The sequence below is a fragment of the Zoogloea dura genome (assembly GCF_012927165.1).
Classification (GTDB): Bacteria; Pseudomonadota; Gammaproteobacteria; order Burkholderiales; family Rhodocyclaceae; genus Zoogloea; species Zoogloea dura.
Genome location: NZ_JABBGA010000002.1, coordinates 81220 through 104686, shown reverse-complemented (window position 1 = coordinate 104686; position 23467 = coordinate 81220). Strand labels below are relative to the sequence as shown.

Sequence of the window (23467 nt, the reverse complement as noted above, 5' to 3'; positions counted from 1 at the left end):
GTCATGGAACAACTGATGGAGATCACATCCCCGTTCGGGGATGCCGTGCGCTTCGAGACCATGCGTGCCCGCGAAGAGCTGGGGCGCCTGGCGGAATACGACATCACCGTGCTGTCCGCCAAGGAGACCCTGCTGCCCAAGGACATCCTCGGGCAGGGCGTGACGGTGATCCACAACGGCCTGGAGGCCGGGCCGCGGCATTTCAATGCCTGCGTGACGCGCTTCGGCCTGGTGGGCGTGGAAGGGCGCTATTTCCGCTATCGCATCGTGGCCCATGCCTGGCTGTGGCTGTTGACGCGCAGCGCGGACTGCCGGATCTTCCAGAACAAGTCGGTGCCCGACATCGTCCGCGAGATCTTCGGCAAGTATCCCGATGCCAGCTTCGACTTCCGCCTGACCGGCAGCTATCCGCCCCTCGAATACTGCGTCCAGTACCGGGAAAGCGATTTCGATTTCGTCAGCCGGTTGCTGGAAACCGAGGGCATCTACCATTTCCTCAAGCACGCGCCGGGCAAGCATACGGTGGTGCTGTGCGACTCCATCAGCGCCCACAAGCCGGTTCCCGGGCACGCCTCCATCCGCTTCCTGCCCGAGGGCGGGCGGGGCCGCGCCGAGAACAAGACCATTGGCGAGTGGATGAGCGCCCGCGAGATCCGCACCGGCATGACAGAGCTAGATGACTACGACTTCGAGAGGCCTTCGCTGGACCTCAAGAAGTCCAGCAAGGTGTCCTCCAGCGACGGAGGGGCGAAGTTCGAGGTCTACGACTACCCGGGCGATTATCTCCGCACGGCGGATGGCGAACGCTACGTCAAGACCCGCCTGGAGGCCCTGCGCGTCCCCTACGAGGTGATGGAGGGGCGCAGCGGTGTGGTGGAGATCGCCAGCGGCGCCACCTTCACGCTCAAGGAGCATCCCCGCGACGACCAGAACCGGGAATACCTGATCATGTCGGCCGAGTACGAGCTGCTCCATGGCGGCCATGAGACCGGCACCGGGCAGGGCTCCAGCCACAGCTGCCGCTTCACCGTGATGCCGACCAGCGAGGTCTTCCGGCCGGAGCGCCGGACGCCCCGGGCGACCGTGCGCGGGCCGCAGACCGCCGTGGTGGTGGGGCCGGCCGGCGAGGAGATCTACACCGACAAGTACGGGCGGGTGAAGGTCCAGTTCCACTGGGACCGCCTCGGCCGCAAGGACGAAAACGCCTCCTGCTGGGTGCGCGTGTCCCACCCCTGGGCCGGTAAGAACTGGGGCATGGTCGCTCTGCCGCGGATCGGCCAGGAGGTCATCGTGGACTTCCTCGAGGGCAACCCGGACCGGCCCATCATCACCGGCCGGGTCTATAACGCGGAGCAGATGCCGCCCTATGCCCTGCCGGCCAACATGACCCAGACCGGCATCAAGACCCGCTCCACGAAGGGCGGATCCCCCGACAACTTCAACGAGCTCCGCTTCGAGGACAAGAAGGGCGAGGAGCAGGTCTATGTCCACGCCGAACGCAATTTCGATGGTGTCATCGAGAACTGCGAGACCCGCTCCATCGGCGCCGACCGGTCCAAGACCGTCGGCCATGACGAGACGGTGTCGGTAGGCCACGATCGCACGGAGTCGGTGCAGAACAATGAGTCCATCACCATCGGCGTCAATCGTGACCTGACGGTGGGCGCGGATGCCAGCACCGCGGTGGGCTCCAACCGCAGCATCACGGTCGGCGCCAACGAAAGCCACGATGTGGGCGGGCGCCGCAACCGCAGCGTGGGGGCGGACGAGCACGTGGATATCGGTGCCAACCTGTCCGAGACGGTCGGCAAGAACGTCACCCTCAGCATCGGCGAGAACCAGTCCGTCACGGTGGGCAAGGACGGACGGGTCCAGGTGGGCAAGAACTACTACCTGGAAGCTGCCGACTCCATCACCTTCAAGACCGGCGATGCCTCGCTCACCCTCAAGAAGGACGGCACCATCACCATCCAGGGGCGGGATATCTCCATCAAGGGCAGTGGCAAGGTGAGCGTCAAGGCGTCGGGCGATGTGGTCATCAAGGGCTCCAAGATCGCCGGCAACTGAGTCCCATGCTCCAGGTCCTCAACACCACGCCCTATCCTGCCACGCTGGCGGTGTTCCCCTCGCCGGGCGGGGTCGAGTGCGCCTATGCCGCGGTGAAGGTCAGCTACGACCTGTCCACCGGCGTGCCGCAGGTCGCAGCCAGCCAGGCCATGTTCCTCGCCAGCGATGTGTATTGGGGCGATCCGGCCAGCAGCTCCCTGCGCGCGGCGGCCGACCTGACCCTGCTCAAGCCGTCTACCGACGTGCTGCTGCTCGGCCGCGCGGTGGCGCCCGCCGGGCCGGTGCAGTCCATGGAGGTGGCCCTGCGCGTCGGCACGCTCAGCCGGCGCCTGCGCGTCTTTGGCGAGCGCGTCTGGCAGCGCGAAGGCGAAGGCTGGCGGCCGAGCGCCCCCAAGCCCTTCGAGCGCCTGCCGCTGCGCTGGGAGCTGGCCTTTGGCGGGCAGTCCCGGGCCCATCCCGATCATCCGCCCGAAGCCGAGCTGCGCAACCCGGTGGGGCGCGGCTTTGTCGCCAGCTGGGACACGGATCCGGCCGGCCTGCCGCTGCCCTGCATCGAGGACCCCGAGGCCCTGCTGCGCCACCCCCATGAGCGGCCCGAGCCGGCCGGCATGGCGCCCGTCGCAGCGGCCTGGCTGGGGCGTGCCCGGCATGCCGGCACTTATGACGCCGCCTGGCAGAAGTCGCGCGCGCCCTACCTGCCCCTCGACTTCGATCCCCGCTTCTTCCACGTGGCTCCGCCCGCGCTGATCGCGCCGCAGCGCCTGGTCGGCGGGGAAAGCGTCGAGTTGGACGGCATGACGGGAGGAGGGCGGGTCGGCTTCACCCTGCCGCGCCCCGACCTGCACCTGGCCTTCGACTTCGCCGGGCGCCATATCGCGGCCGAGCCGCTGCTCGACACCGTCCTCATCGAGCCGGACATGGCCCGCCTGCAGATGGTCTGGCGGGCCGAGCTGGCGGTGGACAAGCACCTCCTCAAGCTGCGTGCCCTGCACGTGTCCGGGCGGGCGGAGGTCATTCCATCATGACGGCAGTCATCGCCGCGGCCGGACTGGTGTGTCCGGCGGGCCTCGGGCTGGCGGAGAGCGCCGCCGGTGCCCGGGCGCGCCTGGCGGTGCTGCGGGAGATCGACTGGTGCGACCGGCGCTTCGAGCGCTTCATCGCCGGCGTGGTGCCCGACGAAGGCCTGCCGGCGCTCGCCCCAGGCCTGGCGGCGGCGCCCCTGCAGGCCCGCGAGGCCCGCATGCTGCGCCTGGCCCATGTTGCCCTGGCCGACCTGCATGCCGGCCTGCCCGCCGATCTGCCCGCGCCGCCCCTGTTCCTCGGCCTGCCGGAGCACCACACGACGCAGCCGATCGACACCGAACGCTTCCTCAAGCTCCTGGCCAGCCAGGCCGGCGCCTGCTTCGATCCGGCGCTCAGCATCGCCGCGCCGCGCGGGCGGGCCGGCGGCCTGATGGCCTTGTCCCAGGCCGTGGCGCGCATCGAGGCCGGGCAGGCCGGCATGATCCTGGTGGGCGGGCTGGATTCCCTGGTGGACCTGTACGTGCTGGGCGCGCTGGACCGCGCCGGGCGCATTCGTGGCGAGACCGTCAGCGATGGCTTCAGCCCCGCGGAGGGGGCGGCCTTCCTGCTGGTGGCAGAGGCGTCCGTGGCGCGCAGCCATGGCCTGCCCATCCTCGCCCGGATCGCCGCGGCCGGCAGCGGCTTCGAGCCCGGGCATCTGTACGCCGATGAGCCCTACCTGGGGGATGGGCTGGCGGCCACCGTGTCGACCTGCCTGGATGCGGCGGGGCTGTCGGCACCGCTGCAGACCGTCTATTGCAGCTTCAACGGGGAGCGTTACTGGGCCCGGGAGTTCGGCGTGACGCGCATCCGCAATGCGGCGGCGTTTGCCGACGAGGCCCGCATGGAGCACCCGGCCGAGTGCTTCGGCGACCTGGGGGCGGCCCACGGCACGGCCCTGGCGGCGCTGGCCTGCCACGGCCTGGCCGGGGGCTATCGACCCGGTCCGGCTTTGGTCTATGCTTCTTCCGACAGGGGAGACCGGGCCGCGGTCATCCTCGAACGCAGCACCTGAGGTCGAATCCATGCCATGCAGTGTTCATAATATTGCCGGCTTTGCCCACAAGACCAGCGGCGGCATGAGCATGGTCTTTCCCGATGTGTGCAAGACGCCGGTGCCGTCGGCGCCGCCGGTGCCCATTCCCTATCCGAACATCGGCAAGTCGTCCGACACGATTTCCGGCACCACCACCGTCAAGGCAGACGGTTCGATGGTGATGGTGAAGGGCGCCAAGTACATGATGAGTTCGGGGGACGAGGCGGGCACGCTGGGCGGCGTGATCAGCAGCACCTTCAAGCAGGAGTGCGAGTTCCTGATGTACTCCTTCAACGTGATGCTCGACGGGAAGAATGTCTGCCGCCTCGGCGACCCCCTCTGGCACAACAAGAAGAACATCCTCGGGTGAGGCCATGACGGAACTCGCAGAATCCGTGATGATCGGCCTGATCGCCGATGGCGGCGACGTGCCTTGCCCCTTCGATCACGATGCGCCCGCCCCCGAGAAGGTCAACAACCAGCTGGTCGGCAACGGCGGCACCTTGGGCGACTGCATGGAGGCCGGCACGGGCACCGCCCTGTATGCCCCGATGAAACGCAAGCTCAGGCCGGTGCCCTATCCCGAGCAGGCCGACAAGGAGGTCAAGGTCGGCGAGCACAGCTACCCGGTGTGGTGCGCCGCCCATCACCTGATCCCGGCCCAGGCCTCCCTCAAGAAGGCCACCCAGCTCAAGCGCTTCATGCAGAAGGGCAGCGGCGCGAACAAGCTGTGGAGCGACATCGGCTACGACGTGAACGGGCTCGAGAACGGCGTCTGGCTGCCGGGCAATTACGCGGTGGGGGGCAACGGCACAGGCGACTGGGTGGGGGCGCCGAGCGCCATGGACGGCGATGCCGAAGAGGGCAGCGTGCGCCGCCGGGCGGCCCGTCGCAGCGCCTCCAGCACCAAGCTCGACGGCCTCCGCCACGAGGTCGATCCGGCAAACCGCAAGTGGCTCTACGTGGACAAGGCCACGCGCCTGGTGAACGCCCAGTTCCACGATGCCCACGTCGATTACAACAAGTTCGTGCTGGGGGTGCTCAACAAGATCGCGGCATCCCTGAAGGACAAGAAAAAGAAGAACCTCGACGAACTCGCCTGCCGCCAATGCGCCAAGCGCGAGGAGAAGATCGCCGAATACGGCATTCCGCCGCCCTTCAGCCTGATCAAGCGCCTCAACGGGGTGTCGGCGCGCATGCGCGGCTACCTCAAGGGCCGGCGCGGGCATGCGGTGGTGTTCACATCCCGCTGGGGAAAACTGATTGGCAAGCTCTGAGGCTCGAGCCGGGGAGGGCCAGATGGCCGATTCATCCGCTGCGTATTACCTGCTGGCCTGCTACAGCCCGGAGGAGGGCGACCACGCCCAGTACAGCTACGAGCCCGATGACGAGGAGCGCAGCTGGATCATCGGCCAGCCCTTCGAGGCGCCGCCTCCCGTGCCGGTGCCGGTGAGCGTCGAGCCGGGCGAGGAGGGGCTGGTGCCGGAGCTGACCGACGTGCCCCTGCCGCTCATGTCGCGCCGCCTGGCCGCCTGCCTGAGTGCCGCGGGTGTCTCCAACATCGACTTCTATCCCGCCCGGGTCACCGAGCAGGCCCGCGGGCGCAGCCATGACGAGCTGCTGGCCTTCAACCTGATCGGCCTGGTGGCCGCGGCGGACCTGTCCCGCTCAACGTATTCGGCGCCGGACGGTCCGCTGCTGTCGGTGGATTTCGACGGGCTGGCCATCGATCCCCGCAAGGTGGGCGCAGCCGACATGTTCCGGCTCGCCGAGTCGGTGAACGGCATCGTGGTGAGCCGGCGGGTCCGCCAGGCCATCCTCGACGCCGGCATCACCACCCTTGAATTCATCCTGCCGGAGGACTGGGTCGGCTGAATCCCATCTACCGCCCACCGCCCGCCGTCCGTCCCTGCTGCTGGAGTAAGCCATGCCTGAAGTCGCCCGTGTCCTGCCCCTGCCCCATGAAGTGGCCCCGCATCCCCTGCGGGCCGAAGTGACCGCCCTGCTGGAGGGCGGCCTGATCCGGGTGCGCCTGCAGGACGGCCGGGAGTGGGATGCAGCCTGGCTACAGGCGGGCGGCAGCACCTCGATCGAGCTGGCGGCCCACGACTGGGTCATCGTGCTGCCGCCCGCCGGCGGGCATCCGGCCGTGGTGATGGGGCGCATCGGCCCCTACAGCCCGCCCGCCCCGCCGGCGCGCCTGTGCATCGAGGCGACCGAGGTGCTGACCCTCAAGTGCGGTGACGCCACCCTCGATCTGCGGGCCGATGGCAAGGCCGTGCTGCGTGGCGAGGATGTGCTGATCCGCGCCCGCGGCCTGCAGCGCATCAAGGCCGGCAGTGTTTCCATCAACTAGCCGATGCCGACGGTCGCTCCCCTCGCACGCGCCTGGCGCTTCATCCCGGCCCGGGTCCTCAGCCACCTGGAGGAGCTGGCCTACCTGTGGCAGCGCCGCCGTGCGTCGGTGTATTCGGATTCACTGACCCTGCGCGACTTCGCCTACCTCAGCGAAAGGCTGGAAGCCCATCTCCAGGGCGCCCTGGTGGCCGGCGAGGCCCTGGACGGGATGGTCGCCGAGCTGCTGGCGTCGACTGACCGGGACGAAGTGTTCGCCGCCGCCTGGGCGCTGCTCCGCAGTGGCGGCGGCGGGCAGGTCCGGAGTGTGCTCGAAGCCTTTGCGAAGGCCCGGGGGCCGGCCCTGGCCGGATTCGGTGAGGCGCTGACCCTGGTGCCCCTGGCGGCGACCGAGGCCACGCTGCGCGCAGCCCTGGCCCATGGCAGCCCACAGCATGCGGCCTGGGCGGCTCTCGCCCTGGCCCATCACGGCCGCCTCGACCCCGCGGCGCCGGAGCTGGCCGGCGTGCTGCTGCACGAGCAGGCGGATGTCGCCGAGCTCGCCTGGCGCGCGGCCCTGTGCCTGGATACACGCCAGGCGCCGCAAGCGCGACCCTACGCCGAAGCGCTGCGCCACCCTGATCCGCGGGTCGTCGATGCCGTGCTGCAGGCGGCCGTGTGGACGGGCCAGCCCTGGCTGCCGGACACGCTCCGGCACCTCGCCGCGGCGCCGGACGGGCGGGCGCTGGGTTGGCTCGCCGCCTTGGCCCAGCCCGCCGGGCAGGACGCCGTCCTGGCGCAGATCGCTGAGCGGCCGGCCGCGGAGCGGGGCCCCCTGGCGGCACGCCTGGGCTCTTTCCAGGCACTCGAGAGCGTGCTCGCCTGGATGGCCTCGGACGATCCGCGGCTGGCGGCCTCGGCGACCCTTGGCTGGAACCGCATGACCGGACTGAATGCAGATGGCATCCGCGGTGTTTCACCGGCCGGCGACGAGGCCGACCCGCTGCTGCTGGATTTCCCGGAAGAACTCGTTCTGCCGGATCTCCCCAAGGCCCGCCAACAGTGGGACGCGCAGCGTGCGCGCTGGCAGGCCGGTCTGCGCTGGAGCCGGGGCCATGACATCCAGGGCAGCCTGAGCAGCGAGGCCCAGCGCTGGATCGACCTGCAGGCCCGCTGGGATTTTGGTGCCCGGGCGGCCCTGGCGGGGCAAAGGATCATTCCGCCACCGCCTCCGGTCTGACACAATCTGAACAACTGAATTGAACGAGCATTTCTCATGCGCATCGTCGTGACCACTTTCAAGGGGGCTCCGCTGGCGGAGCCGATCCAGGCCGAATTCGGTGCTGCCGGCGGGACCATCGGGCGCGAGGCGGGCAACCGCCTGATGCTGCCGGACCCCGAACGCCATATCTCCCGGGTCCAGGCCCGGGTGCTGGCCGAGGGCGGCAATTTCCTGCTCGAGGACCTGGGCAGCAATCCCACCCTGATCAATGGCCGTCCCGTCGGCCGCGGCGCCCGGGTGCAACTGGCGGGAGGCGACCGGCTCTGCGTCGGCCAGTACGAGATGCAGATCGATGGCAGCGCCGCGGCAGCCGCGCCGCAGCGTGCCGCACCTGTGGGGAGCGATCCGCTGGGCCTGTTCGGCGGCGTGTCGCCCGGCGGGGTTGACCCTTTCGCACCCCAGGCGCCGAGCCCGGTCCTGAACACCCCCGAGGAGGACCCCTTCGGGGTGTTCTTCCGGGCGGCTGCCGCGCCGCCGGCACCGGCCGTGCCGGCTGCATCCATGCCGGATCCCTTCGCGCCGGCCCCCCGGCCCGTTGCACCCCAACGCCCTCCCGTGATGGGGGCGGTGCCGCCGGAGGCCGATATCGATGCGCTGTTCGGCATCCGCGCCGGAGAGGGTGGCAAGGACCCCTTTGCCGGTACCTCCCTGTCGGGGCATGCCGCCCCGTCCCTGGGCGAGGCGCCGGTCGTCGATGATCCGCTGGCCCTGTTTGGTGGCGCCGCCCGCGCCGCGACGCCGGATCCTGTGCGTGACGATGCGCCGCTGCTGGCGGAGAACTTCGGGCTGCCACAACCCGTCGCGCCGCAAGCCGTGCCGCCGGCGGTCGAACGGGTGGCGGTGCCGGAACCGGCCGTGGTCCCGGCGCCTGTCATTGCTGCCGCTCCCGCTCCGGCCATGCCGGCGCCCGAGCAGCCGGTGCAGGCACCGGCCGGGGCGGGCATCGTCCTGTCCTGGTCCGACAGCGCCGGCCCCGCAGAAGCGCCGCCGCCGGCCCGGGATCCGGCGGCGTTCCCGCCGACCGAGATCTACGAGGGCCGCAAGGATGTGCAGTCCGTCAGCGCCCGGCCGACCCGGCCGGCCGGGGTTCCTGCCTTCGACGTGGTCCTCACTCCTACGCCGTCCCTGTCGCCGGCCGCACCTGCCCCCGCACCGCAGCCGGAGCCGGTGGCGCCCGCCGCGCCTGCGCCTGCGGCCTCCGCGGACAACACCGCGGCACTGCTGGCGGCCTTCCAGCGTGGCCTGGGCATGCCGATCTATGCGCACGGTGGCCTGACCCCCGAGCGCATGGAGCAGCTGGGCATGGTCGTGCGCGAGTCCGTCTCCGGCACCATGGGCCTGCTCAAGGCGCGGGCCCTGACCAAGCGGGAGTTCCGTGCCGACATGACGATGATCGTGAGCAAGGAGAACAACCCCCTCAAGTTCGCACCGGACCTGGAGTTCGCGCTGTTCCAGATGCTCGAGCCCAAGGGCGGCGGCTTCATGAAGGCCGAGCCTGCCATGCGGGACGCCTACCTGGACCTGCGCTCCCATCAGTTCGGCTTCCTGGCCGGCATGCGGGCGGCCATCGGCGGCCTGATCCAGCGCTTCAAGCCCGAGGTGCTGGAGCAGCGCATCAGCCGTGGCGGCTTCCTCTCCAGCGTGCTGCCCGGCGCCCGCAAGGCCCGCCTGTGGGATCTCTACGAGCAGCACTATGCCGCCATCTCCCGCGAGGCCGAGGACGATTTCGATGCCCTCTTCGGACGGGAATTCCTGAAGGCCTATGAAGCACAGATCGAACGCCTCAGGGACGAGGCCGAGGGCAAGTGAGCATGGATCAGCCTATCGCGCTGGAAACGGCCTATCTCTCGAAGCCCGGTGGCAGGGGCTACAACGAGGATGCCTGCGGCTTCTGGAGCAATGACAGCGCGGCCTGCTGGGTCGTCTCGGACGGGGCGGGCGGGCATGGCAGCGGCGACATCGCGTCGCGGCTGGTGGTCAGCAGCATCCTCGAGGCCTTTGCGGCCAATCCCTCGGTCAGCTCCGACCGGGCCATCGAGCTGCTGCGCCATGCCAATGATGCGGTGATCCATGCCAAGCAGAGTGGTGTGACCAAGGATGACATGCATGCCACGGTGGCGCTGCTGATGGTCGATCGGGCAAGCGATTCGGCGATCTGGGGGCATGCGGGGGACACCCGCATCTACCTGTTCCGCGATGGCGACATCGCCTACCGCACCCGGGACCACAGCCTGGTCCAGAGCTTCATCGATGCCGGCTATGGCAATGTGGGGGATATCCGCACCCATCCGCAGCGCAGCCTGCTGACCTCGGCCATCGGCTCCGCCGAGACCGTTGAGCTGTCGGTGGCCAGCTCGCTGGTGGGCCTGAAGCCGGGCGATGCCTTCCTGATCTGCACCGACGGCTGGTGGGAGTACGTGGACGAGGCCTATATGCTGTCCCAGCTCGACGCGGCGGTGGAGGCCGAAGACTGGCTGGTGGGCATGGCGCGCCAGGTGGAACGGGTGGCCAAGGCCGAGAACGACAATTTCAGCGCGGTGGGCGTGTTCTATGGTGATCGCCAAACTACCACGGTGATCCGGCCCTATCCGGTGGTCTGAGCGGGGTCAGGCTGCCGGCCCGGCCCGGAGCATGTCCACGAAGGCAGGGCCGGGGGGCAGATGGGCAAAAGCCCGGGCCTGCTGCCCGTCGCTGTCCCACCACAGGCTGTAACCCCCCAGGAGTTCATTCAGCGCTGCGCCGGCCAGCAACTCGAAGGCCGGGGCCTGGCCCGGGCTGCGGGGAAGCGTGCAGGCCCGGCTGCGGGCCTTCAGGGACGCCAGCATGGTGGCCCCTGGCAGGGAGGGCGGTTCCAGATCGAAGCTGCCGGCGGCGGTCAGGGCGGTTTCGAAACCGGCCACCGTGGCGTCATGGGTCAGGCAGGCACGGGCCGCGTCCTCGAGGCGGTTCATCCAGGCATCCAGCGCAGCGGCTTCCTGTGCCGACCAGTTGAAGGTCGGCAGCGGTGCGCAGACGGTCAGCGGAAAGTAGCGGCCGACCCGGTCCACCGAGGGGAGCAGGATGCCGCTCCAACTGCGTGCCCCCATCACCCCGGGCGCCAGCACGAAGCGCCAGACCGGCGCCCGCAGGTAGGTGGCCAGCCAGTCGCCGCCCAGGACGCGCTGGCTTTCGACGATCACCCCCTGCAGCCAGGCGTCCCAGCCGGTGATGAAGTCCTGTTCCAGCCGCCGCTGGGCGAAATCGCCCAGGGCGGGAAGCTTGCCGTACCAGCCTGCGGTCATCGCCGGGCTCCTTTGTGACTGTTCCGCGCAGCGCGGCCGCGGCGGCTAGAGGCCTCCCGGGCAGCGGAACTCGGCGAGCTCGCGCAGCCGGAAGGGGTTCTGGACACTCCCCGCGGTGACTTCGAAGCTGGCGCTGCGGCCATCCACGTCGAAGCTCACGCGGAATTTCTCCGGCGCTCCCAGGCTTTCGATGCGGGCCTTGTCGAAGAGCCGGAACAGCGCCCACGGGCCTTCGGTGGAGAAGCCGGAGTTGCCGCCGGCGGAGGGCGGATTGACCTGCACCCGGGCGCTGAGGCCGCCCTTGGCGCCCGGCCACTGCACCGACTGGAGCACCTGTGGACCGTGGGCGTAGCGGATCAGCTGGCCATCCACGTCGATGCTGATCTGGGTCAGCGCGGGGTCCATCTCGAGCGGCTTGAAGTCGAGGCGCAGCGAGCCGCCGCTGCGGAAGAACACGTCACGGATGACCGCCGCCCGCTGGAACTGCACCAGGCTGCCCGGATCGCCGAGGGACTGCTCCTGGACCTTCTTGAAGCTCCACTGGCGGGTCGAGGTGTCCACGTACTGGGCCAGGTTCTTCTGGAAGAAGTCGTCGATGATGCCGCCCGGGGCGAACAGCCGGGCGAAGTCCTCGCGGGTCACGTCCCGGGTGCTGCCCTTGGTGAAGGGGTAGCGGCCCTCGATGGCGCGCTGGCAGAACTGGCCGACCTGGCCACCGACGTTGGCCGACAAGTTCTCGCGGGTGGCGCTGAGGGCCTGGCTGACACCGGCGGTGGAGATCTGCTGCAGCATCGAGCGCAGGGGTTCGGGCATGCGCGCGCCTTCGGCCTTCACCTTGGCGGCGGTGCCCCCCGGCGGCGGCGCCACCTTGTCGCGCAGGGCGGTCTCGGTGGCGGTGAGGTTGACGTAGACCTCGTTGAGCAGGGACATCACGCCGTCGATCGGGGCGGTCTTGCCGTCGCCGCTGTCGACCAGGTTGCGGATCGGCGCGAAGTGCTCGTCCACCATGCTCTCCGGGGAGGGGCCCTGGGGCCCGCGCGCGCTGGCCACCGGGTCGAAGCCGAGGATCTTGCCCAGCTCCTGGCGGGCGCCGGAGATCTTCTCCTTGGCAGCATCCACCACGGTCTTGTCCTCGGGCTTGCGGCTCAGCGAGGTCTCCCTGGCCACGGCCTTCAGGAAACGCGGCAGGGGCGAATCCGGGGCCGACAGGGTGCGTGCCTGCTGGATGCTCTGCTGCAGGCTGGTGGAGCGGATCAGGGTCACGTCGCGCAGGTAGTCGTCCCACACCGCGATGTAGTCCGCCAGGTAGAGCCGGCGCACATCTTCGATGAGGCGGGCGGCGTCGGGCGGGGTGCCGGCGGCGCTGCCCAGCACCCAGGTCTCCTCGCCGGCGAGCTGCTTGGTGACGCGCCCGACTTCCCGGTCGAAGCCCTTGTAGTAGCCGTCGTGGGTGTACAGGCCGGCGATGCCCTTGGTCAGGGGCTGGCCGCTCTTGCGCACGAAGACCAGCGCGGCAGAGGGGCCGGCGGCCCGGTCGAGGGCGAAGTCGGGAATGTCCTGGCCGACGCCCTGGCGCTTGAGGCGGCTATACACCCGGGCCGGCAGCGAGAAGCGCAGGAGCTGGTTGCGGGCCTGGGCGACGAGGGCGCTGTCGGTCGCCACCGGCGAATTGACGGCACCCGCGGCAAACAGCATGTCCAGGTGCTGATTGAGGGCGCTGCGCTGGTCGGTGGTGGTGCCGGCGGGGAGGGTCCGCTCCCAGTCGCTGGTGATCCAGGCCTTCAGCGCCTCGGCATTGAAGCGGGCCGGGTCCTGGAGCATCAGGTAGGCCTTGAGGGCCTCGTAGGTGAATTCCAGGTTGCCGCGCGACAAGCTGTCGCGCAGCTGGGTGTCGATGCGCTGGGCGATGCGCGGCATCAGCGCGTCCCGCAGCAGGTTGCGGTAGGCCTGTTCGGCTGCCGCGTCGAGCTTTTCGTCCTGGGCGAGGCCAAAGCCCAGGGACATGGGCGTGTTGCCGTTGGGGCGGGCGGCGGTGATGGAGACGCCCTGGACCGCATCGATCACCGGCAGGAGGTTGAGCAGGTCATCCAGCGGCAGGTCGGAGGCTTTCACCGTGACCGGCTTCAACTCGGCCACGCGGGCATCCACCTCGTCGATATAGCCCCGGTTGCCGATGTAGGAGAGGGTCCAGGCGATCAGCAGGCCCACCGAGACGATGCCGACCGCCGCAAAGGCGGCCAGGCGGATCAGCCCGCGGCGGCGCTCCCAGGCGAGGTTGGCCTTGCCGATGCCTTGCTCGGCGAAGATCACTTCGCGCAGCAGGCGGGTCATGAAGAAGCTCTTGCCCGAACCGACCTGCGGCGGAAGCACGCGCCGCTCCAGGCTGAACGCCCCACCCAGGGTGGCCAGCACGCGGTCGATGGGGCTGCCTTCCTGGGTGCCGCTGGTGAAGTACACACCACGTACGAGGGCGTCGTGCTTGAAGCCCGAGGACGCGAAGATCCGCTCGATGAAGCTGCCCAGCAGGCGTGTGGCGCCGGCGAACTGCTGGGGGAAGGCGGCGATGGCCTCGCGCCGGGACAGGTCCCTCTCGGTCTGCAGGCGCTCCAGGAGCTGGCCGTCGATGCGCGCCTGGAGGCCGGCGAAGCGGGCGCCCAGGCCGGCCAGGGGCTTGGCATCGTCGTCCAGGGGCAGGGTGGTGCCCCACACCTGGTCGCGGGCGTCCTTGCCCAGGTTGCCGAAGAACTCCTGGAAGCCGGCGATCAGGTCGGACTTGGTGACCAGCACGTAGATCGGCAGGCGTACGCCGAGTTCGGTGTACAGCTCGTGGATGCGCTCGCGCAGGGCGGCGGCGTGGGCGCTGGCGGCGGCCTCGTTCTGGGTCAGCAGGTCGCTCAGGGAGATGGTCAGCAGCACGCCGTTGAGGGGCTGGCGGGGGCGGGACTTCTTGAGCAGGGCCAGGAATTCATGCCAGGCGCCCTTGTCGGTCTCCCGGTCGGAGTCCTGGGTGGTGTAGCGGCCGGCGGTATCCAGCAGCACCGCTTCGTCGGAGAACCACCAGTCGCAGTTGCGGGTGCCGCCCACGCCCTTGACCTGATGGCCCCCCGTGCCCTCGGCCAGCGGGAAGCGCAGGCCGGAGTTGATCAGTGCGGTGGTCTTGCCGGAGCCGGGGGCGCCGATGAAGACGTACCAGGGCAGCTCGTAGAGATAGCGGCTCGAGCCCATGGCGGCCAGCTTGTCCAGGGCTCCGCCCTTGGCCTCGCCGCCGAGCCGGCGCTGCTTGAGCACGGAGGTGCCTTCGGCAAAGCGCTGGCGCAGGATCTGCAGCTCCGGCGACTCTTCCTTCTGGGCAGGCTTGCCGGCGATGCCGTCGATCAGTTCGGCGTTCTTCCGGCGGGCCTTCCAGCTGCGGTAGGCCAGGTGGCCGACGATGGCCAGCAGGCAGAGCACGATGAGCACCAGCCGGGCTGTTTCCGATTCGAGGGGGGCGTGACCGGCGATGGCGACGAGGGGCCCCACGTACCAGATCACCAGGCTCAGGGCGATGAGGCCGATGAGGGTGATCGCGACGGGGTGGAGGAGGGCCTTGAAGAAGCTTTTCATGGAGGTGTCCAGCGGGTCAGTTGCCCGGAGCCGGGGGGAACACGACGATCTCGACGCGCCGGTTGCGGGCGCGTCCCTCGGGCGAGTCGTTGGGCGCGACGGGCACGCTTTCGGCCATGCCTTCCGCCTTGATGGTGCTGTTGCCCGGCAGGCGCGCCGCCAGCAGGCCCGCCACCGCGTCGGCACGGGCCTTGGAGAGGTGCCAGTTGGACGGGAAGCGTGCCGAGCGGATCGGCTGGTTGTCGGTATGGCCGCGGACCACCACGGTGCCGCCCAGCTTGGCGACGGCTGTGCCGATGTGGTCGAGCAACTCGACGAAGGTGGCCGACGGGGTGGCGCTGCCGGCACCGAAGAGCCCGTCGCCCTGGGCCAGTACGATGCTGCGGTCGGCCAGGTCCTGCACCACCAGGCGGCCTGAACGCACGTCCGCGGCCAGCTGGCCGGCCAGGCGGTCGGGGGCCGGCGCTGCCGGGGGCGCCGGCTTGGCCACGGCGCTGCGGGGCGCCACCGTGAGGGCGAGGATGTCGGAGAAGGTCGGGTCGGACTTGCGGTTGAGGGCGAAGGAGGCGCCGACGTAGATCAGGCCCGTCAGGGCCGCAGCCACGGCCACCACGGCCCACACGGGCAGGCTGTCGCGCAGGGGCTTGCGCTGGCTGGCGGCGGTGCGCCAGTCGGGAGAGAGCTCCCGGTCGGGTTCGCTGCGCACCCGGCTGAGCATGCCGTAGAGGCGCTCGCGCACCTGTTCGAGCTGGGCCGCGCCATTCTGCAGGACCCGGTAGCGGCCCTCGAAGCCGAGGCTGATGATGAGGTAGAACAACTCCAGCAGATGACGGTGGGTGTCCGGCTGTTCGGCCACCTTGCCCATCAGCTGGAAGAACTTCTCACCGCCCCAGGCTTCGTTGTGGAACTGGATCAGCAGGCTGTTCTGGGCCCAGATCCGCTCGCCCCAGGGGGTGTTGGCGGCGGCTTCGTCGAGAAAGGTACACAGGGCGTAGCGGGCAGCCACCACGTGCTCGTTGGGGCTGCCGGAGGCGCGGGCGCGCCGTTCGAACTCCTGCAGTGCCTGGGCCAGGGTGGTGCGCAGGCCGGTCGGGTCGGGCGGCGCCACCTGGCGCAGCTGCGGGGCCAGGTTGAGCAGGGGGCTGGCGGCTGCGACGAGGGGGTTGAGCCCGGTTTCCCAGTCGAGGGCGCTCATGTCGGTCCGCTCGTAGCGCCCTCCGCCGGGGGGCGGAGGCGGCGAACCGGCCTGGGGGGCCGGTCGGGCACCCGGAGACGGAATGATCAGGGTGCGATCGGCGGGCATCTGCCCGAACGGATCATCGTGCGCCATGGGGCAAACCTCTCAATGACACCCCCGCGCCGGCGGGGGGAACGATTGCGCCGGGGCCCGCGCCTAGGCGCGGATGGCCCACAGGGAAAGATCAAGGCCGGGGAAGTCCCCGGTCACATAGATGCCGAGGGCGCCGGAGGCGTCCAACTGTTGCCAGAGGTCGCCGGTGTTGTCGAGTTCGAAGTACGAGAAGCCCGCGTGGTAGGGGATCTGGCGCGGGGCCACCGGTAGCGGCCGCAGGGCGATGCCGGGCAGCTGCAGGTTGACCAGGTCGCGCATGCGTTCCAGCGGGCCCAGCTTGGCCTGGGCCGGGAAGCGGGTGCGCAGCATCTCGCCGGGCAGCTGGGCGTTCACGGCCAGGATGAAGCCGGCATTGCGCAGCAGGCTGCGATCGATGATGTGGCCCACGTAGCGCCCCTGCTTGTGGTCCTGCAGGTCGATGGCGATGGCGTTCTGGTCGAGCAGGGTGGTGAGCCCCAGGCGGATGGCGCGGATCAGGGGCAGGAAGCACAGGTCGAGCTCGTCGTGGCAATACACCGGGAAGTCCCCGGGGCGCCGCCCGCTGGTGGCGAGGGTGGACAGCTCACCAGCCACCTCGAGCAGGCGCTCGAACAGATGCCGCGGGTGCAGCGGATGATCGGAGCGGAACTGGTCGAACACCGGCTGGTAGCGGTTGACGGTCATCAGGAACAGGAAGTCCGCCACCTCGGCCACGCCACCGGCACCCGGATGGGCCAGCCGCGAGGCGAGGGCGTCGCCGCGCTGGTGGAGCAGGGCGCTGACCTCCTTGATGTAGCCGTCGAGCACGGGGGAGACGGCGCTGTCCAGCACGGGGGGAATGTAGCCGCGGTCGAGGAGCAGGCTGTTGTCGGCGCGTCTCTCGGTGACGCGGGCCACACCGACCCGGGCGTAGGCATCAGTGAGCGGGTCGCTCAGGGCAAGGCGCAGCTTGGGTTGCCCGACCTGGATGGAGAAGGCGCCGCCCTTCTCGGTGTGGGCGTCGCTGACTTCGAAATCCACCGGCTCGTAGCGGGCCAGGCGGGCGGTGGCATCGGCGGAGTCGAGGCTGACCTCGAGGCCCTGGGCACGCCGCAGGGGCAGCGCCAGGCAGACGATCTGGTCCTTGGCGTCCCTGGGGAAGTCCAGCGCCGGCGGGGGCAGGTCCACGTTGGGGATGTCGAAGGGCGTGCCATCGGGCAGGATGCCGCGCGCTTCGAGGATGGCGAACTTGCCGGCCACCAGGGCCGCCTCGTCGATCACCAGGTGGGAGAAGCCCCAGTGGTTGCCGACCAGGGGCGCCACGCGGGACTCCACCCACCAGGCGGCGTGGCGGTCCTGCTGTTGAAAATGCTGGGGCTGCAGAAAGAGGCCTTCCGACCAGACAACCCGACTGAACCAAGACATTGTGATGATCTCCTGGGCCGGCGCCGGTCAGCGTTGGGGGCCGATGCTGACCGAGTCCCGCCCGACTTTCGCCTGCAGGGTATTGAGCATGTTGCGCTGGATGGGGGCCACGGCCCGCCAGACACTCCGGTTGGGGTCGCGGTAGGCCACGAAGACGCCGATCGACTTGACCTCGGCACCCGGCCGCAGGATGGTCTTGACGCTCTCGCCCGGCCGCAGGGTGATCTCCTCGCGCTGTACGCTGGTGGCGCCGAGGGTCTTCTCGTCGGCATCGAAGAGGGAGAAGAAGTCGGCCGCCTCGAAGGAGGCCGGATGGGACAGCAGGTAGTAGCGCACCACCACCGGGGTGGGGCGGCCGCGGCTGTCCTGGTTGACTGCGGCGTCGGCCTGGAGCGTCAGCTGGACCACGGTGGGGGGGAGTTCAGGAATCTGGATCTGCGGCTTGCTGCCGCCACAGGCACTCAGCGCAATGCACAGGCCTAGCTGGCAACCGGTCTTGAATGGCTTCCACATGAATCAGGGTCCGCAAGTCGACGACCGCCGCAGTTTATCCTGTTAGCACGGTGCTGGAGCGCGCCGCCGCGCGATGCTTCAGAACTTCAGCTTGACGCCCACGGCCACCGACTGGCCGCTGCCCTGGCCGCGGATCCGGTCGTCCATGCCGATCACGTAGAGGTCGGTGTCGCTGTCATAGGCGTACACGTAGGCCGAGCTGATGGTGGTCTGCTTGCGGTCCACCGCGGGCCCCTGGGCGGTGCTCGAGCCGACCTGGAACAGCACCGATCCGGGGCCCAGCGGCAGGGTCACGCCGGCCGAGGTGAGCTTGCCGTCCACGTCCAGCCCGCGGTCCTGGATCTGCGAGTAGAGGGCAAAGACCTTGGCGAAGCCGAAGTTGTAGCTGCTGCCCAGCTGCCAGGTGCTTTCCTTGGTCGGGTCCTTGATGCCGTCGTTGATGTGCACGTTCTGGGCTGCGAACTCGACCGCCAGCAGCCCGATCGACCACACCACGCTGGCCCCCTGATGGCTGCCGCGCTCATCCTTCTTCTGCGCCGCCTGCATCAGGCTGAAGGTGACGCCCTCCAGGTTGGGCGAGGTGTAGCCCAGGGCGTTGTCCCAGTAGAAGTCGCCCTCCACCCCCTGCAGGTTGCCGTTCAGGAAGAGATGCCGGATGGCCGGCGAGAGGCCGGAGTTGCCCAGGGCATTGAAGCGGTTGGTGGTGTCGAACAGCAGGGTCTGCAGGCGGCCGAAGCGCAGGGTGCCGTAGTCGTTGTTGCGCACCGCCACGAAGGCATTGCGGGACAGGATGGGGTCGTCGTCCCGGCGTCCGGTCTTGAAGTCCTGGAAGCGGAGGAAGGTCTCCGCCACGGCCAGCACGGTCCAGCCGCCGTCGAAGCCGTAGCTGCCGGTGACACCGACGAAGCTGGGTGACAGGGAGTTGCTGTTGAAACGCACGTCCCGGGCCAGCCCGCTCTGGCCGAAGGCGCCGTAGGACAGGTCGAGCACGCCATGGAGGTCGTAATCGAACTGCGCGCGGGCGCTCCCCGACAGGAGGAGCAGGGCGCAGAGCAGCCAGGCGTGCAGGAATCCGGACATTTTTTTCATGATGTGTCGTCACTGTCTTCGGGTTGGATGCCACCGGGGGCCGGTTTTCAAGCGGGCCCGGCCCGGGCCTGGAGCGCGGCCTCACCAGGTGGGGTGGGTGGCCACGAGCCAGACTCCGTTCATCAGGGCGTGCAGCAGCACGCAGGGGGCCAGCTTGCGCCAGCGCTGGTAGACCACGCCGATGGCCAGCGCCGGCAGGGCCACGGCCACGGCCTGCAGCTCGCCGCGCAAGGCCAGGTGGGCCAGCCCGAAGGCCAGCGCCACGAGCAGCCCGGCCGGCCAGCCGGCCCAGCCGCGTCGCAACAGGGCTTCGTGCAGGCCGAGGCGGAACACGATCTCCTCGGCCAGCGGGGCGAAGACCAGCAGGGCCCACACCCGGCCTGTCGCCCCACCGGCCAGAGCCGCCGCCAGCAGGGCCGCCGCCAGCAGCGCCAGCCCCGTGGCCACGCCCGACGGGCGACGCGCCGGTGGAAGCGGAGCGGCTGTCGGCCAGGGCGTGTTCATGCCGGATCTCTCCGCGCCGCCGCAGTGCGGCGGCGCCAGCCGAGCACGGCCAGGGCGGCCAGGGCGAGGGCCCACAGGGTCGGGTCTGCCGGCGTGTCGCCGCGCACCAGGGTGCAGCCACCGCCACCCGAAGTCTTCGGCGCCGGGTCACCCTGGCCGCTGAGGGCCACCTCCAGGGCCGGCGTGTCGGCGGCATCCGAGCTGATCGTCAGCATCCCGCTGGCCGCGCCTTCCGCGCGGGGCGAGAAGGTGACGGAGAGGCTGCAGTCGAAGCCCGGCACGAGTTCGAAAGGCGCGGCCGGGCAGGTCCTGCCCTGCACGACGAAGGCGCCGCTGACCGCCAGGGACTGCACGCGAAGGGTGGTGGAGCCGTTGCTGCGCAGCGTGACCAGCAGCGGGTCGGAGCTGGAGCCGGACTTCACGTGCCCGAAGTTCAGGCTGCTCACCGACAGGCTGGCGCCGGGCGCCGCGCCGCTCAGACCGACCCCGCGCAGGCTCAGCAGGCCGGGGGCGCTGCCGGTCGAGGCGGCCTGCAGGGAGGCCAGCTTCTCGCCGCCCGAGGCGGGGCTGAAGCTGAGCCTGAACTGGCAGGTGCCCGCCGGGGGGATGAAGTCGCCGCTGTTGCACGACTGGGAGGTGATCCTGAAGGCCGATGCATGGGCGCCGACCGTGTTGGCGAACTGGAAGACCACCGCGCCGGGGCCGGGGTTGGTGAGGCTTGCGTCGAGCTCGACGGCACTGCCGGCGGCCACGCTGCCGAAGTCCAGGCTGGCGACCGACCACGCCAGGACCGGCGCCGCCTCATTGGTGCCGCGCCCCTTCAGGGTGGCGGTGTGCGGCGAGCCTTCGGCGTTGGTGGTGACCTGCAGGGTGGCGCTGTAGTCCGTGCCGGCAGCGACGGGCTGGAAGGCCACCCGGATCTCGCACTTGCCGCCACCGGCGATGCTGGAGGGGCAGGCCGGGCTGTCCACCAGCGAGAAGCCGGCGCCACTGATGGCGACCGCGTTGATGTTCAGCGGGCCGGCGGCGGTGTTGGTCAGGGTGAGGGTCCGCGGCGGGTAGAGGCTGTTGATGCTCTGGTTGCCGAAGTCCAGGCTCGCCGGCAGGCTGGCCTTGGCGGTGGAGGGGGGCACCCCCTGGAAGTTCATGGTGATCAGCAGCTGCTGGGCGAGCGCCGCGGCCGACACGTAGTCGATCTGCAGGCTACCCGGGCGGACCCCCAGGGCGCTGGGCTTGAAGCTCAGCTCGATGGTGCAGGTGCTGGCGCCCGAGGGCTGCGGAATGCTGGTGGAGCAGTTCTCGGTGAAGCTGTAGTCGGCCGCCGCGCTGCCGGTCTTGGTGACGCTCAGGGAGGCGATGGCGGCGCTGCCGATGTTCTGCACGATCAGGCTGTGGCTGGCCTGGCTGCCCACCGGCCGGTCCATGGTGGCCGGGAAGAGGCTGGCCACCAGGGTCGGAATGGGGTTGGAGGTGGCGATGGTGGTGAAGTTGAGGGTCTTGTCGGTGCCGAAGACGGCGCCGCTCGCGTCGGTGAAGCGGATCAGCAGGCTGCGCGCCGTGCCCGCCCCGTTGGTGACCGATGGGGCGTAGCGGATGATCAGGTCGCAGGTGGCGCCGACGGCGAGGTCGAGGCCCACGCTGCAGCGGCTCCCGCCGGGGAGGGTGGACAGCGGCCCGGCCGGGCTGTCGAAGTCCAGGGCGTTCAGCTTGACGGGAATGGTGCCGGTGTTCTGCAGGACCAGCGCCGTGTCGGTGGGGGCCGAGGTGGACGCGGTGATGGTGCCCACCGATGCGGGCGTCAGGCTGATGACGGGAAGAATCCCGGTGCCCGTCACGCTCAGGTTGAAGGGGGTGCCGCTGCCGACGGCCACGGTGAAGGCGCGGGATGTGTCGCCGGCGGCATTGGGCTTGAAATGCACCTCCATCGTGCAGCTGCCGCCGTTGGCCGCAACCTTGCCGCTGGTGCAGTTGCCGCCGGCCTGCACGGAGTACCAGAAGACGATGCCGCCCCCCGCGGCGGCGGGCAGGGCCGGGCTGACCGTGAAGTCCTCTTCGGTGGCGCGGTAGTTGGTGATGACGAAGGCCTGGGTGCTGCCGCTCTCCTGGCCGACCAGGGCGCTCAGCGTTGCCAGGGGCGTTGCGGCGCGGACATCGCCGTCCCGGATGCCGACGAGATAGGTGTTGATGGCGCTGAGGGCGGCGGGGTTGGGGGCGCCGCCGTTGTAGAAGGTCACCATGGGGTGAGGCGCGGTGATCGCCGGGGTGGGGCCTGTCACCCGGCCGGCGATCGCGTCGGTCAGCTTGGACGGATCTGCTGCGAGCAGGGTGGGCAGGAAGGTGAATCCACGGACGCCGAACGTCGCGCTGCCGGGCGGGCTGAGGTGGCAGGAAGAGCAGGTGGAGCCGCCCCAAGGGGTGACGTCCCAGGCGTCGGGCGGGTCGAGCGGCGCGGCGTCCGCAACGGAGCCTGCCAGGATGCCCAGCGCCAACCCTGCGGCGATGCGGCGAAGCGACTTCAGACCAGCAGATCCGGCAGGCACGATGGGGCTCTCCTGAATGTGTCGATTGTTCGGCAGTCCGGTCCGGCCTCAGGCCGCAGGACGGTCTTGCTCTGTGCTCAGATGCAATCCACCACGCGGAACTCCACCCTGCGGTCGAGGGCGTCGCGCTGGTCGTCGGTACCCAGCCCGATCAGGGCTTCGCGGGAGCCGGCGCCGCCCACCGACAGGCGGGCGCGCAGCTTGGCGTCGCGGTTCTCGAGGAGCTTGACCACCGCCTCGGCGCGGCGCAGGGACAGGCGCTCGTTGGTGCTGGCGCTGCCGGTGCGGCTGGTGTGGCCGACGACCTTCATGCAGGCGGGGGTCTTGCCGGCTTCGCGGGCCATGGTGGCCAGCCACAGCTGGTACTGGGTGGGCAGGTCGCCCACGTCGTTGAAATTGACCGTGCCGGGCTTGAACAGCAGCTTCATGGGCAGGCGCTTGGCTTCGAGGCCGGAGGCGACGAGTTTGCCGAAGGCGTCCTGGGCGGCGTCGCGCCGGCCGAGCTGCCAGTTGGTCAGGTAGAGGCCGTTGAGGACCCGCAGGTCGCCGCTGTCGGCCAGGCCGGCGGCCTCTTTGTAGAGGCGGTTGGCGTCCAGCACCTTGCCGTCGTTGTAGGCGATCAGGGCTTCGTTGAGCACGGCAGCGGCGGGCAGGCGGGACAGGTAGTCCGGGTCGGCCGGGTCGCCGATCTGGGTATTGACCTGGCAGGAGTTGATGTAGCCCATCACCGTCTTGTCCTTGTGCCAGCTGGGGCTGTCGCGGAAGTAGGGGAGGGGCTCCGGGTTGACCGAGGCGACGGTGGCCCGGTCGATCTGCTTGGCCACCACGCGCTTGGTGCGCAGGTCGATGACGGTGAGCCAGACCCGGAAGGCGTCCGGCGGGGTGTCGATGGCCCGTTCCACATTGACCGGGGTGAGGGTGCCGATCAGCAGCAGGGGTTGCTCGGCCAGGGTCTGGCGGGTCAGCGGCTTGATGCTGAGGTTGGTATGGCGCTTCTTGAGGAGGGCCTCGAGCTGCTGCCCCATCTTGACCGTGCTGACCGTCTGGGCGCCGGTGTTGGCGTCGATCAGCGGGTCGATCACCACCGCCCGCTTGCCCTTGCCCAGCTCGGCCAGGGTGTCTTCGAAGAGCTGGTCGCCGGCCCGGGTGATGGCGTCCTCGAACTTGATCGGCGCGGGGGCCACCAGGGGTTTGCGCACGGGGCGGGCCACCGCGGGGGCTTCGTAGTCCGGGTCGGTGGTGGCCGCCGGGCTGGCGGCCGTCTTGGCGGTTGCCGGAGGGGCGCTGCTGGCGACGGGCGGGGTGAGGTTGCTGCAGGCGCCCAGGCCCAGGCTCAGCAGCGCGGTGCCGAGCAGGGTGTTGAGGGGGAGGCGGGTTTTCATCGGGGTTTTCATCGGGGCTTCCTGGCGGATGGGCGGGGGC

19 protein-coding genes are annotated in these 23467 nt (G+C 69.9%); 10 read left to right on the top strand and 9 right to left on the bottom strand.

Annotation, left to right across the window (positions count from 1 at the left end):
• Positions 1-3: 3 nt before the first annotated feature.
• From HHL15_RS03325 to HHL15_RS03280, 10 genes are read left to right on the top strand one after another with little or no spacing between them, the layout of a single operon-like run.
• Positions 4-2067, top strand: coding sequence for a type VI secretion system Vgr family protein (locus tag HHL15_RS03325; RefSeq protein ID WP_169144407.1), 2064 nt, complete (start codon positions 4-6; stop codon positions 2065-2067).
• 5 nt (positions 2068-2072) lie between these two features.
• Positions 2073-3092 (top strand): DUF2169 family type VI secretion system accessory protein, encoded by a 1020-nt coding sequence (locus tag HHL15_RS03320; protein WP_169144406.1) that lies wholly within the window; start codon positions 2073-2075, stop codon positions 3090-3092.
• Positions 3089-4144, top strand: a complete 1056-nt coding sequence (locus tag HHL15_RS03315; protein WP_169144405.1) for a hypothetical protein — start codon at positions 3089-3091, stop codon at positions 4142-4144. The genes HHL15_RS03320 and HHL15_RS03315 overlap by 4 nt, the downstream gene beginning before the upstream one ends.
• Positions 4145-4154: 10 nt before the next feature.
• The gene (locus HHL15_RS03310) at positions 4155-4535 is read left to right on the top strand and encodes a DUF4150 domain-containing protein (protein ID WP_169144404.1); all 381 of its coding nucleotides are present in this window, start codon (positions 4155-4157) and stop codon (positions 4533-4535) included.
• 4 nt (positions 4536-4539) lie between these two features.
• On the top strand, positions 4540-5442 hold the full coding sequence (locus tag HHL15_RS03305) for an AHH domain-containing protein (RefSeq protein WP_169144403.1): 903 nt from the start codon (positions 4540-4542) through the stop codon (positions 5440-5442).
• A gap of 22 nt (positions 5443-5464) precedes the next feature.
• Positions 5465-6040: an imm11 family protein gene (locus HHL15_RS03300; protein WP_169144402.1), complete on the top strand. Its 576-nt coding sequence runs from the start codon at positions 5465-5467 to the stop codon at positions 6038-6040.
• 52 nt (positions 6041-6092) lie between these two features.
• Positions 6093-6521, top strand: coding sequence for a hypothetical protein (locus HHL15_RS03295; protein WP_169144401.1), 429 nt, complete (start codon positions 6093-6095; stop codon positions 6519-6521).
• Between the two features lie 3 nt (positions 6522-6524).
• Positions 6525-7739, top strand: a complete 1215-nt coding sequence (locus HHL15_RS03290; RefSeq protein WP_169144400.1) for a hypothetical protein — start codon at positions 6525-6527, stop codon at positions 7737-7739.
• A 36-nt stretch (positions 7740-7775) separates the two neighbouring features.
• Positions 7776-9590, top strand: coding sequence for a type VI secretion system-associated FHA domain protein TagH (gene tagH / locus HHL15_RS03285; RefSeq protein ID WP_169144399.1), 1815 nt, complete (start codon positions 7776-7778; stop codon positions 9588-9590).
• 2 nt (positions 9591-9592) lie between these two features.
• On the top strand, positions 9593-10381 hold the full coding sequence (locus HHL15_RS03280) for a PP2C family protein-serine/threonine phosphatase (protein ID WP_169144398.1): 789 nt from the start codon (positions 9593-9595) through the stop codon (positions 10379-10381).
• Between the two features lie 6 nt (positions 10382-10387).
• Here the strand turns inward: HHL15_RS03280 and tagF are convergent, their stop codons facing one another.
• From tagF to HHL15_RS03235, 9 genes are all read right to left on the bottom strand, one after another.
• Positions 10388-11062: a type VI secretion system-associated protein TagF gene (gene tagF, locus HHL15_RS03275; protein WP_169144397.1), complete on the bottom strand. Its 675-nt coding sequence runs from the start codon at positions 11060-11062 to the stop codon at positions 10388-10390.
• Between the two features lie 45 nt (positions 11063-11107).
• Positions 11108-14665 carry a type VI secretion system membrane subunit TssM gene (tssM, locus tag HHL15_RS03270; RefSeq protein ID WP_169144396.1) on the bottom strand — a complete coding sequence of 1186 codons (3558 nt, stop codon included), beginning with the start codon at positions 14663-14665 and terminating at the stop codon, positions 11108-11110.
• Positions 14666-14681: 16 nt separating this feature from the next.
• On the bottom strand, positions 14682-15995 hold the full coding sequence (icmH, locus tag HHL15_RS03265) for a type IVB secretion system protein IcmH/DotU (RefSeq protein ID WP_169144395.1): 1314 nt from the start codon (positions 15993-15995) through the stop codon (positions 14682-14684).
• Between the two features lie 63 nt (positions 15996-16058).
• Positions 16059-17399 (bottom strand): type VI secretion system baseplate subunit TssK, encoded by a 1341-nt coding sequence (gene tssK, locus HHL15_RS03260; RefSeq protein ID WP_169144394.1) that lies wholly within the window; start codon positions 17397-17399, stop codon positions 16059-16061.
• Positions 17400-17426: 27 nt separating this feature from the next.
• On the bottom strand, positions 17427-17912 hold the full coding sequence (tssJ, locus tag HHL15_RS03255) for a type VI secretion system lipoprotein TssJ (RefSeq protein ID WP_169144393.1): 486 nt from the start codon (positions 17910-17912) through the stop codon (positions 17427-17429).
• Positions 17913-17990: 78 nt separating this feature from the next.
• Complete coding sequence (locus HHL15_RS03250; RefSeq protein WP_169144392.1) at positions 17991-19001, bottom strand: porin; 1011 nt, start codon at positions 18999-19001, stop codon at positions 17991-17993.
• 81 nt (positions 19002-19082) lie between these two features.
• Positions 19083-19505, bottom strand: a complete 423-nt coding sequence (gene mrtJ / locus HHL15_RS03245) for a JDVT-CTERM system glutamic-type intramembrane protease MrtJ (RefSeq protein WP_169144391.1) — start codon at positions 19503-19505, stop codon at positions 19083-19085.
• Positions 19502-22045 (bottom strand): choice-of-anchor D domain-containing protein, encoded by a 2544-nt coding sequence (locus HHL15_RS26870; protein ID WP_169144390.1) that lies wholly within the window; start codon positions 22043-22045, stop codon positions 19502-19504. Before HHL15_RS26870 ends, mrtJ begins: the two co-directional genes overlap by 4 nt.
• Before the next feature lie 77 nt (positions 22046-22122).
• Positions 22123-23427 carry an OmpA family protein gene (locus HHL15_RS03235; RefSeq protein ID WP_169144389.1) on the bottom strand — a complete coding sequence of 435 codons (1305 nt, stop codon included), beginning with the start codon at positions 23425-23427 and terminating at the stop codon, positions 22123-22125.
• Positions 23428-23467 lie beyond the last annotated feature (40 nt).

Coding starts and splice junctions, on each gene's coding strand:
- HHL15_RS03325 (WP_169144407.1), top strand. CDS start 4: ATGGAACAACTGATGGAGATCACATCCCCGTTCGGGGATGCCGTGCGC.
- HHL15_RS03320 (WP_169144406.1), top strand. CDS start 2,073: ATGCTCCAGGTCCTCAACACCACGCCCTATCCTGCCACGCTGGCGGTG.
- HHL15_RS03315 (WP_169144405.1), top strand. CDS start 3,089: ATGACGGCAGTCATCGCCGCGGCCGGACTGGTGTGTCCGGCGGGCCTC.
- HHL15_RS03310 (WP_169144404.1), top strand. CDS start 4,155: ATGCCATGCAGTGTTCATAATATTGCCGGCTTTGCCCACAAGACCAGC.
- HHL15_RS03305 (WP_169144403.1), top strand. CDS start 4,540: ATGACGGAACTCGCAGAATCCGTGATGATCGGCCTGATCGCCGATGGC.
- HHL15_RS03300 (WP_169144402.1), top strand. CDS start 5,465: ATGGCCGATTCATCCGCTGCGTATTACCTGCTGGCCTGCTACAGCCCG.
- HHL15_RS03295 (WP_169144401.1), top strand. CDS start 6,093: ATGCCTGAAGTCGCCCGTGTCCTGCCCCTGCCCCATGAAGTGGCCCCG.
- HHL15_RS03290 (WP_169144400.1), top strand. CDS start 6,525: ATGCCGACGGTCGCTCCCCTCGCACGCGCCTGGCGCTTCATCCCGGCC.
- tagH (WP_169144399.1), top strand. CDS start 7,776: ATGCGCATCGTCGTGACCACTTTCAAGGGGGCTCCGCTGGCGGAGCCG.
- HHL15_RS03280 (WP_169144398.1), top strand. CDS start 9,593: ATGGATCAGCCTATCGCGCTGGAAACGGCCTATCTCTCGAAGCCCGGT.
- tagF (WP_169144397.1), bottom strand. CDS start 11,062: ATGACCGCAGGCTGGTACGGCAAGCTTCCCGCCCTGGGCGATTTCGCC.
- tssM (WP_169144396.1), bottom strand. CDS start 14,665: ATGAAAAGCTTCTTCAAGGCCCTCCTCCACCCCGTCGCGATCACCCTC.
- icmH (WP_169144395.1), bottom strand. CDS start 15,995: ATGGCGCACGATGATCCGTTCGGGCAGATGCCCGCCGATCGCACCCTG.
- tssK (WP_169144394.1), bottom strand. CDS start 17,399: ATGTCTTGGTTCAGTCGGGTTGTCTGGTCGGAAGGCCTCTTTCTGCAG.
- tssJ (WP_169144393.1), bottom strand. CDS start 17,912: ATGTGGAAGCCATTCAAGACCGGTTGCCAGCTAGGCCTGTGCATTGCG.
- HHL15_RS03250 (WP_169144392.1), bottom strand. CDS start 19,001: ATGAAAAAAATGTCCGGATTCCTGCACGCCTGGCTGCTCTGCGCCCTG.
- mrtJ (WP_169144391.1), bottom strand. CDS start 19,505: ATGAACACGCCCTGGCCGACAGCCGCTCCGCTTCCACCGGCGCGTCGC.
- HHL15_RS03235 (WP_169144389.1), bottom strand. CDS start 23,427: ATGAAAACCCGCCTCCCCCTCAACACCCTGCTCGGCACCGCGCTGCTG.